The organism is Aerococcus viridans (assembly GCF_002871935.1).
In the GTDB taxonomy this organism is placed as follows: Bacteria; Bacillota; Bacilli; order Lactobacillales; family Aerococcaceae; genus Aerococcus; species Aerococcus viridans_B.
In genome coordinates, this window is record NZ_PNHQ01000018.1 from 15,900 (window position 1) to 28,583 (window position 12,684).

At 37.6% G+C, this 12,684-nt stretch carries 8 protein-coding genes; 5 read left to right on the plus strand and 3 right to left on the minus strand.

Going from position 1 to position 12,684, the window contains the following annotated elements:
• Positions 1-19: 19 nt before the first annotated feature.
• Positions 20-982: a DHH family phosphoesterase gene (locus tag CJ191_RS07310; protein ID WP_070467514.1), complete on the plus strand. Its 963-nt coding sequence runs from the start codon at positions 20-22 to the stop codon at positions 980-982.
• Between the two features lie 263 nt (positions 983-1,245).
• Positions 1,246-2,319 (plus strand): BMP family lipoprotein, encoded by a 1,074-nt coding sequence (locus tag CJ191_RS07315; RefSeq protein WP_070467513.1) that lies wholly within the window; start codon positions 1,246-1,248, stop codon positions 2,317-2,319.
• A gap of 70 nt (positions 2,320-2,389) precedes the next feature.
• On the opposite strand, the gene zwf is transcribed toward CJ191_RS07315, so the two are convergent.
• Positions 2,390-3,856 (minus strand): glucose-6-phosphate dehydrogenase, encoded by a 1,467-nt coding sequence (gene zwf, locus CJ191_RS07320; protein ID WP_070467511.1) that lies wholly within the window; start codon positions 3,854-3,856, stop codon positions 2,390-2,392.
• A gap of 197 nt (positions 3,857-4,053) precedes the next feature.
• On the opposite strand from zwf, the gene CJ191_RS07325 reads away from it, so the two are divergent.
• Entirely contained in the window at positions 4,054-5,406 is a 1,353-nt protein-coding gene (locus CJ191_RS07325; protein ID WP_070467509.1) for a DEAD/DEAH box helicase, read from the plus strand.
• 213 nt (positions 5,407-5,619) lie between these two features.
• Here CJ191_RS07325 and CJ191_RS07330 read toward each other — a convergent pair whose 3' ends face one another.
• The gene (locus CJ191_RS07330; RefSeq protein WP_070467508.1) at positions 5,620-6,408 is read right to left on the minus strand and encodes a DUF1189 family protein; all 789 of its coding nucleotides are present in this window, start codon (positions 6,406-6,408) and stop codon (positions 5,620-5,622) included.
• A gap of 249 nt (positions 6,409-6,657) precedes the next feature.
• Between CJ191_RS07330 and CJ191_RS07335 the strand changes: the two genes are divergently transcribed.
• The gene (locus CJ191_RS07335; RefSeq protein ID WP_070467505.1) at positions 6,658-7,263 is read left to right on the plus strand and encodes a superoxide dismutase; all 606 of its coding nucleotides are present in this window, start codon (positions 6,658-6,660) and stop codon (positions 7,261-7,263) included.
• 119 nt (positions 7,264-7,382) lie between these two features.
• On the opposite strand, the gene CJ191_RS07340 is transcribed toward CJ191_RS07335, so the two are convergent.
• A complete protein-coding gene (locus tag CJ191_RS07340) occupies positions 7,383-10,142 on the minus strand; it encodes a YfhO family protein (RefSeq protein ID WP_102199408.1) in 2,760 nt (919 codons plus the stop codon).
• A 242-nt stretch (positions 10,143-10,384) separates the two neighbouring features.
• Between CJ191_RS07340 and CJ191_RS07345 the strand changes: the two genes are divergently transcribed.
• Complete coding sequence (locus CJ191_RS07345) at positions 10,385-12,547, plus strand: peptidoglycan D,D-transpeptidase FtsI family protein (RefSeq protein WP_257994153.1); 2,163 nt, start codon at positions 10,385-10,387, stop codon at positions 12,545-12,547.
• Positions 12,548-12,684: the final 137 nt, after the last annotated feature.

Sequence of the window (12,684 nt, forward strand, 5' to 3'; positions counted from 1 at the left end):
GTCTTAGAAAGAGGTCAATATGTTAGATAAAATATTAGCTGCAATTGAGGCACACGATATTATCATTATTCATCGTCACGTTCGCCCAGATCCAGATGCATTAGGTTCGCAAATGGGGTTGAAAGCTGTCTTGGAAGAGACATACCCTCATAAAGCGGTCTATGCAGTTGGTCAAGATGATGACTCATTAGCGGAATTTGGGGACATGGATGATATTTCAGATGATTTATATAAAAATGCCCTTGTGATCGTGAATGATGCTGCTAATCGACCAAGAATTGATGACCAACGGTATAAAAGGGGTGCTACACTGATTAAAGTGGACCACCATCCAAATGAGGACCCATACGGAGACTTTATGATTGTTGAGCCAAGTATTTCATCTACCTCAGAGCTATGGGCATCTATCGTGTTGCGTGAAGATAATGCACTACAAATGAATAATGAAGCTGCTAAATGCTTCTTTCTAGGTATTGTTGGGGATACTGGTCGTTTTTTATATGACAATACTACTCGTGACACTATGCAAATTGCCGGTGCTTTGTTGGATTATGATTTCCCAGCATCTGAATTAATGCAAGAGTCCAATACACAAACGATTTCGCAAGCCCGTCTACAAGCTTATGTTCTACAAAATATGAAGCTTTCGGCGCAAGGTACTGTGAATTCAGTTTATATTTCCCAAGATTTATTACAGTCACTAGACTTAACAGCTAATGAAACTTATCAAATTGTTCAAATCCCTGGGACTATTGAAGGTGTTATTACCTGGGTAACCTTTATCGAACAACCAGACGGTAAAGTACGGTGTCGTATCCGTTCTAAAGGCCCAGCAATTAACCATATCGCTAGCCAATATGATGGGGGAGGACACGAGAAAGCTTCTGGTGCTAATGTGTATTCTTCAGAAGAGAAAGATGCATTATTAGCTCAGTTAGGTGAAGTTGCAATGCAATATCGTCGCGACCACTTTTATGACTAATAGCTAAATGATTATATTCAGTTTCAGACTACCACCTGTAAGGTATTCAGGAGGTGGTCTTTTTTTGTTCGTGATTTTGAAGATAAAACCTAGGATTTTATATGCTTTTACTAGATTCAAGTATTTAATGACGAACTTTATTAGTTACTTTAATTATAATTGTGTGGAATTAGGTCTAAAACTGTGCTATTGTAATGAAGTAAAGAAAACATCATAGTGAAAAAACGAATATTAAAGTTTTTCATTGGGAGGAAAATCAATTCATGCGTTTATTACTTAAATCTATTTTAATTTCTAGTGCTTCATTACTACTAGTAGCATGCCAAGGTCAAAACGCTGGTACAGAAGCAAATGCAGAAACAAGTGCTACATCTAGTGACCAATCTAGTCAAGTATCAGATGAATCGGCCTTATCTATTGGTATGGTAACCAATGAAGGGGGCATTGATGACCGTTCATTTAACCAGTCTGCTTGGGAAGGATTACAGAAATGGCAGGCTGATACAGGGGCTAAGGTCCAGTATTATGAGTCTCCTGACCAATCAGAATTGATTCCTAATCTGAATGTAGCTGTAGCGGATGAATATGATATTATCGTAGGTTTGGGTTATACAACAGCCGAAGCTTTAAATGAAGTCGCACCACAAAATCCTGATCAAAACTATGCCTTGATTGACGGTGAAGTAGACTTAGATAACGCTGTTTCCATTGCCTTTAAGGACCAGGAATCTGCCTTTTTAGCAGGTGTTGCAGCTGCTTTAAATACTGAAACCGACCGGGTAGGTTTTATTGGCGGTACCAGAATACCTGTAATTGATCGTTTTGAAACAGGTTTTAAAGCGGGTGTTGCTTATATTGATGAAAATATTGCAGTTGAAAGTCAATATACAGAATCATTTAGCGATGCTTCTAAAGGGCAGCAAATTGCGAATGCCATGTTTACCAATAATGTAGATGTGATTTATACAGCTTCTGGTGGTTCTGGTAATGGGGTATTTACTGAAACACGTAACCGGTTAGAAGCTGATCCCAATAAGCAATTATGGCTTATTGGTGTAGACCGCGACCAAAGTGAAGAAGGGGAATGGTCAGGTGGTAACTTTACGCTAGCTTCAACCCTTAAAGATACTGGGGCTGCGATTATTGCCTTGGCTGAAGAAACAAGAGACAATGGTTTTCCTGCTGGCGAAAGTTTAGCTTACGGCTTGGAAAATAACGGTGTGTCACTAACGCAAGGTAACTTATCCGATGAAGATTGGGCACAAATTGAGGAAGTTAAGTCAGCAATTATCGCGGGTGAAATTGCTGTACCAGAATACACTTACTCTGAAAGCTAAGAGTTTTCTCAACAAAAAAACCAAGAACTGCGATTGAATATCTTAGTTCTTGGTTTTATTCATATTGACCTTATTTTACCCAAACATGTCCGTTTTGTCGTAATAATTCATCGGCTTCTTTAGGACCACGAGTCTTACCAACATAAGTAGGTAAACTTGTACTGCCATCTTTTTGCCAGTTTTCAATGATTGAATCTACGATACGCCATTGTTCGGCCAATTCTTCCCAAGTTGAGAAGTTTGTTTGGTCACCGATTAAGGCATCATAAATTAATTTTTCATAGGCATCTGGTACGTAAGCGGCGTTTAACTCATCTACATTTGAGTGAATCGTCACCATAGTAGGCAGTAATTCTTCACCAGGTAGCTTTTGATTTAAATTGAAGGCTAACCCAGTTTCTGGTTGGATATTAAAAGTGATACGACTTTGGTTTGGATTGCAACCTCTGTCAATGTCTGTTTTATCAACATCATCTTTTAATACAATCTCAACAGTTGTCCGTTTATCATCTAAGGCTTTACCAGTTTTAAAGTAGAAGGGTACCTGGCCCCAACGATCGTTATTTACTTGGAAATAACCAGCCAAATAAGTTTCCGTTACAGAATCTTCAGCTACTTCATTTTCTGCTAGATAGTTGATAAATTCACCATCTTCACTAGCTAGATATTGGGCGCGCACCATTTGCTTAGCAGTTTGATCCTCTGTGAAAGAGTTAATTTCTTTCAAAAAGGCTAATTTACTTGTATGAACATCATCTTGGCTTGGTGATGCAGGCAGTTCCATCCCTAATAAAGTAGCGACTTGAAGAATATGGTTTTGTAACATATCACGAATAGCACCAGACTTGTCGTAGTAACCACCACGGCTACCAATAGGCATATCTTCTGCTAGCGTAATTTGGATATTAGACACAAACTCTTGGTTCAATAAAGATTCAATTACAGGATTAAAGAAACGGGTAGCTAAAATATTTTGTACCATTTCTTTACCTAAATAGTGGTCAATTCGATAGATATCTTTTTCATCGAAAGAAATCGCTAAAGCATCGTTTAATTCTTTTGCGGAAGAAAGATCTGTCCCGAACGGTTTTTCTAAGATAACGCGGTGTGTACCACCGTCAGTGACAATTCCAGCATCCTTCAAACCTTGTGTAATATCAGGGAATAGGGCTGGTGAAGTTGATAGGTAATATAAATTTTTCTCGCCGGTACTAAATTCATTTCTTAATTTAGACATTTCAGCTTTTAAATTCTCATAATCGCCAGCTTTTGTAGCATCATGAGAAGTATAGAAGAAATGTTTAATAAAGTTATTGACTGTTTCTTCATCTGCTTCTTGGTCAGCAATTGATTCTAGGACGATATCACGAAAATAATCATCAGTCCATTCTCGTCTAGAGTTTCCTAGTAAGGCGAAGTTTTCAGAGAGTAATTGGCGCTGATATAAGCGGAATAAAGATGGGTATAGTTTACGGCGTGCTAAATCTCCAGCAGCGCCAAACATAACGATAAGCCCACCAACTTGTTTATTAGTCATTATGCTACATCCTTTCATAGTTCATTATCAATTATATACGAACTTTCATCAATTAGACAAGATTTAGTACTGAGTATTCTTAGTATTTTTTAATACATCTATTATTTTAGATTTAACTCGTATAATGATACAATAGTACGGATGAGCAAAAAGAACCGTACTTGCCTAAGTTGGCAAGCAGAGAAAGGTGGGAGATCATGTCTTTTACACAATTTAATTTCAAACCATTTATCCAAGACGCGCTTGCAGATTTAAATTTCCACGATCCATCTCCAATTCAAAAAGCAGTTATACCAGTGATCCAATCTGGTCGAGATGTTATTGCCCAAAGTCAAACAGGATCAGGAAAAACACACGCATTCTTATTACCTTTACTCAATAAGATTACTGCTGAAAATCATACCCAATTGGTTATTACAGCGCCTAGTCGTGAATTAGCAGAGCAATTATACCAAGCAGGCCGCCAAATTTTATCCTTTTCGGATGAAGATTTACGTATTGAGCGTGCTTTTGGTGGGACTGATACGATCAAACAAGCTAATCGCTTAGAAAATACGGTACCACAAGTCGTTGTGGCGACGCCAGGACGTCTGTTAGACCTTGTAAATCATCAATTGATTTCTGTCCACCAAGTGACGGATTTTGTCGTTGATGAAGCGGATATGACGCTTGATTTAGGTTTCTTAAATGAAGTCGATCAAATCGCAGGTCGTATGCCGAAATCATTGAATATGTATGTCTTCTCAGCAACTATTCCAGACAAGTTGAAACCATTCTTGAGAAAATACTTAACCAATCCTGAATGGGTGACGATTGAAGCACGCCATAAAATTTCGGATACGATTGACAACTACTTGGTACCTGTTAAAGGTCGTGACCGTAAAGCTTTGCTATTTGATGCGTTAACAATTGGTCAACCGTATTTAGCATTAATCTTTGCGAATACAAAAGAAACAGTACAAGAATTGTATAAGTATTTGAAGGCACAAGGTTTAAATGTTGGCCAAATTCATGGTGATTTACCATCACGTGAACGTCGTCGCATAATGAAACAAGTGCAAAATTTAGACTTCCAATATGTCGTTGCAACTGATTTAGCTGCTCGTGGAATTGATATTGATGGTGTATCTCATGTCATCAATTATGAAGTGCCTAATGAATTAGAATTCTTTATTCACCGTGTTGGGCGTACTGGTCGTCAAGGCAAACCAGGTACTGCAATTACTTTTTATGTACCAGATGAATTAAAAGATATCGAATGGTTAGAAAATAAAGGCATTGTCTTTGAAAATAAAGATATGAAAGACCATCAATTGGTTGATGGCAAGGACCATGATGCCCGGGCTGCACGTCAAAAAGCACCTGAAGTTGATCATACTGTAGTGGGTATGATTGAACGTAATAAGCGTCGTAAAGTAAAACCAGGTTATAAGAAAAAATTGAGTCGTCAAATTTCTAAACATCATAAAGAAAAACGCATGGCCGACCAACGCAAAAAACGTCGTGACCAACGTCGCAAAAATAAAGAAGACAACCAAGTGGATTTTTAGATTTACACGAATTTAAAGCATAAAAATGAAGGTGAGACAAAAGTCGTTTAGCATTGACGTACTGGACAAAAAGGCGAACAATAATGAAATATTATTGGAGACATTTGGGAAGTATCGGACAATGCTGACTTTTGGAACCCAATTATAAACGTTCTTATATAGAAAAGAGAGGCTGGGACATTTTTGTCCCAGCCTCATTTTCTTTTCACATTGTTATTTTTGCATTTTGATCACTTGAACTTTTTTTAATAATCGCCACAAGCGAATGACTGCAAAAACATACATTATTTCTAATTGATAAACCACATAAAAGCCAAACAAGTTAAAAATAGTGATGACCATTAACGGCATCGTGAGTGAAGCAAGTGCTAAAAATAACCGCATTTTAAAAGTTAATCTTAAACGAGTTGAATCACGTAACATCCCAATCACTAACGCAATCATTAAACTTGCTAGGCCTAAATTTAAGAAACTAGTCAAAGTAACAATGATAAATATAATAGGGTAGTGAACCCAAGTGAGGGTAGTCATGGATTGAATAATCCCTTTCACGCCGTCACTATTTGCGCTATCTCCCAATTGTGCATAGGTAAGCGTAATCGGCTGCCCCATGAAGGATATCGTTAAATTGTCTGCATTATTCTCTACTATAACCAAATTATTTTGATTTGATGCTAAGTCTTGGTTTGCAATTTCATCTTTAGGATCAAAGGCATATGTGATAAGGTCTGTTTCAAAAATAAAAGCACTTTGGTTTTCGCTTGCTACAATTTTTCCATCTTTAACTTGATATGCTGGCATTTGGTTCACAATAGATGTGGTATTTGTTTCAAGTAAATCAAATATTTTCAAAGTATCCATAAAGTTTGGGATGGCCGATATACCCGCAATAAATAAGGCATACACCAACATCTTCTTGAAACTATAAGAAATGACACGGATAATTTTTGGATAATTTAACAAGGCATCATATAAGATGACAAGGATATTGCTTTCTTTCATATATTCGCTCTTTTCTATTCGCATATTCTCCCACTTTGCTGGTGGATTAGGAGAATGCGTGAACATTCTCGCGTTAACATTCATTATAACAAAGTTTGCGCAAAAATAATGAGTAGATGATTGGAAATAACAAAACTTTTCTTAAAAATAAGTGAGCGTTTGAAGTCAATTCCTTTGAATTTTATAGTGCGACTTGATATAGTAAAAATATCACGAAAATAAAGATAAGTTTTATAGGAGGAATTTTAAATGGCTTTTGAATTACCAGAATTACCATACGCTTACGATGCATTAGAACCATATTTCGATGAGGAAACAATGCACTTACATCATGACAAACACCATAACACTTATGTCACAAACGCAAACGCAGCATTAGAAGGTACAGATTTAGCTGACAAATCTGCAGAAGAAATCTTATCTAACTTTGATGCTGTTCCAGAAGACAAGAAAACAGCTGTTCGTAACAATGTTGGTGGACACGCTAACCATACTTTATTCTGGGAACAATTTTCAGCAAATGCTGGGGGTGAACCTACAGGTGCTTTGAAAGAAGCAATTGATGCGAAATTTGGTTCATTTAAAGACTTCCAAGAAGCATTTAAGACTGCAGCAACAGGTCGTTTTGGATCTGGTTGGGCTTGGTTAGTTATAGATAACGGCGAAGTAGCCATCACTTCTACACCAAACCAAGATTCTCCATTAATGGATGGTCAAACACCATTATTAGGTATTGATGTTTGGGAACATGCTTACTACTTGAAATATAAAAATGTTCGTCCAGACTATATTGCAGCATTCTGGAATATTGTAAACTGGGATGTAGTTGCAAAACGTTTCGACGCTGCAAAATAATCTAATAACCAATCAATTGGTAATGAAAAGGTTAGCTTAGGCTAGCCTTTTTTTAGATTGCAAGATCTGGAATAGTGAAAAAAGCGCCTGCTAACATTTGCTAGCAGGCGCTTTTGATACTAACTATTTTTATTTTTCTTTTTCTCGAAGGCGTAAATTCCTACTAATACTAGGCCAGTTGTAATAGTGATCATAAGACCTAATGTCAAACCTTGTGGAATGTAATAGAAGGATACTTCATATTCTCCAGCTTCCGGGAATTGAATACCCATAAAGCTGCCATTTAACAATGGGGTAGTCTCAACGGATTGACCGTTTACTTTAGCATGCCACCCTTTTGCATAGGGAATTGTAACCAATAAATACTCACTTGGGTCATCTACGGTTACAGTACCTGAGAAAGCGGCATTTGAAAAGTCAGTCAATACTAATTGATTTTCTTTTAGATCGTCAGCCATCGTCTGCACTTTTTCTTGGTCTAACGTATAGAGGTTTACATCTGCTAGGGTAGTCTCCTTATCAAGCAATTGGATGGTAAAGACTTTTTCGGCACCTTGCTCATTATTAGCGATATTAAACAACTGAATAGATTGATAGGATGCATCATAGTCCAAAGGCTCGCCATTTAAATAATATTTGACTTCTTCATCATTTAGGAATGAAGGGACAGTGATATAGTAGGCTTGATCCGTTTTGAAATTTATATGGATATCGATAAATGCATCTTCTCCAGTATCATCTCTCTTATAGGTCGTATTGACGACAGAAGTGTCTTGTGAGTCTATATGGAATAGGTCGACACTGGCAAAATTAGCAATTTCAAATTGTGATAAGTTAACACCGTTAGTTGTACCATTTCCAGTTAAGACATTTAATAGTTCATCTTGTAGGTAAACTGGATTGACATCCTCTATAGCGACAGATTGAATATCTTGGTTGACCATATAAGCAAGTGATAAAGCATGTGGGTTTTTATGAATGATTAATTGGTCAGTTACCTCAGTTACAGGGTATGTACTCAAATCTGCCCGAGTCGACATTACGCGGTCTTTTAGACTGCCCTGACTGTCTTCAAATGGCGTAACATCAAAATAATATTGAACACCAAATAAAGCATCGGTGAGTAGACTACCTGTTGTATAGTTGGTGAAACCATCACTCATTGGTTGCCCTAATTGTTTGAATAATTGCGTCGTATTTCGTTCCATCGTCGAGTTAAAGTGATTTAAATCATAGTAACCCAGCTGCATAGCATCGTTTTTGGTTCGTTGGAAGGTTTTAGTCATCCGGTAAAATTCATTTTCACCAGGTGCGTATTCTGCAATTTCTGGTTTGATTTCAGCAATATAATCAGCAAAATCATCTTGCTTTAGGTAAGAAATAGAAGAAACTGTAATGACAGAATTGGCGAAAACCTCGCTTATAGTAATCATGAGTAATAAGATGTAAATTAAGCGGTCGAAGTCGGTAGCCATCATTAATAAGGCAGTAACACCAACAAATAAAACAAATGACACAATAACAGTTGTCACAGAAAGATAATCAAATTCTTCAATGTTATATAGTAGGTAGCCACAAGCAAGTGCACATGGTATCAACATCCAAATGGCGCTTTTCAAAGATAAAATTGGTTTTTGTCGATAAAGCTGATAGCCTATAAATAATAAAAAGAATGAAAAGACGAATGAAAACCGATAAGGATACCAAATGGGGTATTGTAGGCCATGCCAAATCAAGTTGAGACCTGAAATGTTCATCGATAACAATAATACTGCTACCAAACTACCAGCTGCTAGACGTTCTTGCCAGGGGACTTTTTTATTAAAGAAATACAGAATAGCCATGATTAAGGCTAAGCTACCAATAAAAATATTTGGTAAACCTTCCGGCATTTGCTCAAAATTGAAAGGCCCAAGGATGAATTTTGATACGATATCATATAAAGGATAATCAGTTGTGAGTTCAAGTTCAGGTGAAGACTGTTGCCCTTTACTTGTGGATAAGGCAAAGATGGTTGGCATTAGAATAAAAGCAGCTAACCCCCCACCAGCTATTGACCAACCGGCAAACTTACCGAAAGTTTTCATTAAGTATGTCTTTAGATTGGTAAAATAGTTCGTCTGATAATAACCACTAGGCGATAAGGGCTGATTTAAAATTGTCATCTGATCTGGGTCGTGCAATTCTTGTCGCCCGTTTGCGACTGCTCGGTAGAAGAAAAAGAGCACTAAGAACAAACAGATCATGTAGCCAATATAGTAATTTGAAATTAGCGTAAGTGCTAACCAGGCTACATAAGTCCAGCCAGATTGACCGCGCATGATCTTTTCCAATCCCCATATTAGGAAGGGGAGGAAGATGACGCCATCTAGCCACATGACATTTAATTGGTTGGCAGATAAGTAGCCGATAAAAGCATAAGCAAAGGAAAATGTTAGTGATTGCCAAGTTACTTCATTATAAAATCGACCCAGCATAAATTGAAAGGCAGATGCTGCAGTTGCTAGTTTCAGTAAAACAATTAAAGCGACGGCAAAGGTTAACCAAGATTGCGGGAATAATAGCAGAAGAATAAGGTAAGGAGACATGAGATAATAAGACCATGTCCCAACCATTTCGCCACCAGTGGCTTTTTGGAATGAATAAAAGATTTGATCCCAGTTACCTTGGAAAATACTTCGGTAATACTGGTAGAAATCGATATATTGCTGGCCTAGATCGACGGTCATGATTGTACCGTTACCGAATGGGAAAATTTTTAGACCAAAAATAAAGAAGAGTCCCATCAGGATAAAGACTGTTAGAAACAAGCCGATCATTGCTGCTTTGAGTGGGTGTTTCTGACTGGTGTGTTTAATTGATTGAATATATTGTGCCATGACACGAACTCCTTTTTGCGAATTGCTTTTAGCATATCATATTTGGCGAGTTGCATACCTTATTTAAAGATTATTTTACAAAAATAGAAACTTCTTTGACTTTTGGGCGGATATAGGGATTCTTAATAATTTACACGAGTCTTATGACTATTTTTTGTGTATAATTAAGAATGATTATGCTCATCAAAGTATATTTTGTTTTTGATAGCATATAAGAGTTTTATTTGAAAGTAGGTGACAAGTTGGATCAAGGTGATCAAAATAAACAATCAAAGCAAGCTCATGAGGGATCTGATGATCAAGATCAACTAAAAAGACGTGCACCCATATGGGGTACCTTTTTAAACCGTTTGAATGTAATGATGATAGGTATTTTTGTTCTTTTCAGTATACTTATTTTACGATTATCTTACTTACAACTCGTTAAAGGAGATATGTTTTCTGATTTGGTGAACGCAACAGAAACGAGGATAGTGAAGGAATCGGTACCTCGAGGTCTCATTATTGATGCTAAAGGGGAGTTGATGGTGTCTAATGAAGCACTGCCAGCGATTTCTTATACACGGGGGCAAGATACGTCAGGAGAAGACATTGCTAAGACGGCACAAAACCTAGCGAAATATATCACTGTTGATTTTGAAGATGTTTCAGAACGCGACTTAAAAGATTATTTTGTAGCGGCCAACACAGAGGTCATTAATGAACGCTTAACTGATGAGGAAGAATCTGCTGCAGATGACGAAATCTATGACATCCAAGTGAGTAAGGTTTCTGATGATGACTTGAATAATATGAGTGATGAAGATAAAGAAGCGGCAGCTATTTTCGCTAAAATGAATGCAGCATCGTCACTTTCAACTGTCATGATTAAAAATGATGGGGTAACTACTGAAGAAACAGCCATTGTAGCAGAACATTCAACAGAACTACCTGGTGTTAATGTAACTACCGACTGGAAACGTACATATCCGCAAGACTCATTGCTACGCTCATTACTTGGAAGTGTGTCTTCAACTGAAGAAGGAATTCCTAGTGATCAAAGGGACTACTACCTTGCTAAGGGCTATGCCTTAAATGACAGGGTTGGAGAATCATATATTGAAGAAGAATATGAAGAGGCCCTACGCGGTTCGAAAACAACCTATGAAACTGAAGTCAGTCAAGAAGGTGAAATTATAAATTCTGAACAGACTTATGCGGGCGAAATGGGGAATACGGTTCAGTTGACCATTGATTCTGAGTATCAAGCTGAGTTAGAAGCTTATGCAACACAATATTTAAAATCGGCCACGACAGAAGCCAACAATTCTATCTATATTGTTGTTTCAGATCCCGATACCGGTGCTATTATAGCCTTAGTTGGTAAGAAGAAAGACGATAATGGTGAAATTGTTGATGATGCTTTAGGAACGATTTCGAACGTATTTCCATCTGGTTCTGTTGTAAAACCGGCAACTATAGCGGCAGGTTATGGTGAAGGACTCTTGGAAGTTGGTTCTGACAATGAAATCACTGATGAGCCGATGTATTTCTCTGGTACACCTGTTAAAGCTTCATGGTGGTTTACATCTGGAAATGATTCCGCACCAAGGGTATTAACTGATAAACAAGCCTTAGCGCAATCATCTAACGCTTACATGATTAAATTGGCAATGGCCATGGGTGGTGTAAACTATTACGAACCATATATGGACCTATCTGGACTAGATACTGATGCTGTCTACAATACATTACGTAGCTACTATGCTGAATTTGGTTTAGGCGTATCGACAGGTATTGACTTGGAAAATGAGGCAACTGGTTTAATCGGAGAAGATACTGGTGACCCAGGTAACTCACTTGACTTAGCTTTTGGTCAGTTTGATACTTATTCACCAATTCAATTGAATCAGTATATCTCAACTATCGCTAATGGCGGTACTCGCTATGCCTTACATGTGCTAGATAAAATTATTGCACCAACGGAAGATGAAAAAACTGCGGCTGATGGGGCAACAGTTTATGAATATGAACCAAAAGTATTAAATGAATTATCTATTTCAGACGATATGCTTAAAGAAGTGCAAGAAGGTATTTGGTCTGTCGTCCATACTTCGACTGGCATAGGAAATGCTATTTTTGCGAATTTCCCAATTGAGGTAGCAGGTAAGTCTGGTACAGCCACTGTTTCTGATACACTAGAAAACTCTACTTGGGCAGGTTGGGCACCGTATGACGATCCGGAAATTGCAGTGTCTATTGTGATCCCGGGAACGACACCAAATGTGTCTGTATCTGCGCAAGCAGCGGCACCAAATGTGTTAGGTTTATATTATAATATTGGAGAATATCAAAATAAAATCGCTGACCAGTTAGCTGAGAATGCGGAAGCATCAGCAGAAGAAGCCGAAGCTTTAGAAGAGTAGAAAGTGTGCTTGGTATAAGTTGCTAGCAATAGCGACTTGTACTTAGACCTATGAATACTTGGCATCATTTTATGACGGCTAAAAAAAATTGGCATATAAGTTTAGGTTATGGTATAATACTCGAGTATGGTTACTGT

What these genes read in the sequence shown, in the direction of transcription:
- CJ191_RS07325 (WP_070467509.1), top strand. Translation starts at nt 4,054, where the DNA reads ATGTCTTTTACACAATTTAATTTCAAACCATTTATCCAAGACGCGCTT.
- CJ191_RS07340 (WP_102199408.1), bottom strand. Translation starts at nt 10,142, where the DNA reads ATGGCACAATATATTCAATCAATTAAACACACCAGTCAGAAACACCCA.
- CJ191_RS07330 (WP_070467508.1), bottom strand. Translation starts at nt 6,408, where the DNA reads ATGAAAGAAAGCAATATCCTTGTCATCTTATATGATGCCTTGTTAAAT.
- zwf (WP_070467511.1), bottom strand. Translation starts at nt 3,856, where the DNA reads ATGACTAATAAACAAGTTGGTGGGCTTATCGTTATGTTTGGCGCTGCT.
- CJ191_RS07310 (WP_070467514.1), top strand. Translation starts at nt 20, where the DNA reads ATGTTAGATAAAATATTAGCTGCAATTGAGGCACACGATATTATCATT.
- CJ191_RS07335 (WP_070467505.1), top strand. Translation starts at nt 6,658, where the DNA reads ATGGCTTTTGAATTACCAGAATTACCATACGCTTACGATGCATTAGAA.
- CJ191_RS07315 (WP_070467513.1), top strand. Translation starts at nt 1,246, where the DNA reads ATGCGTTTATTACTTAAATCTATTTTAATTTCTAGTGCTTCATTACTA.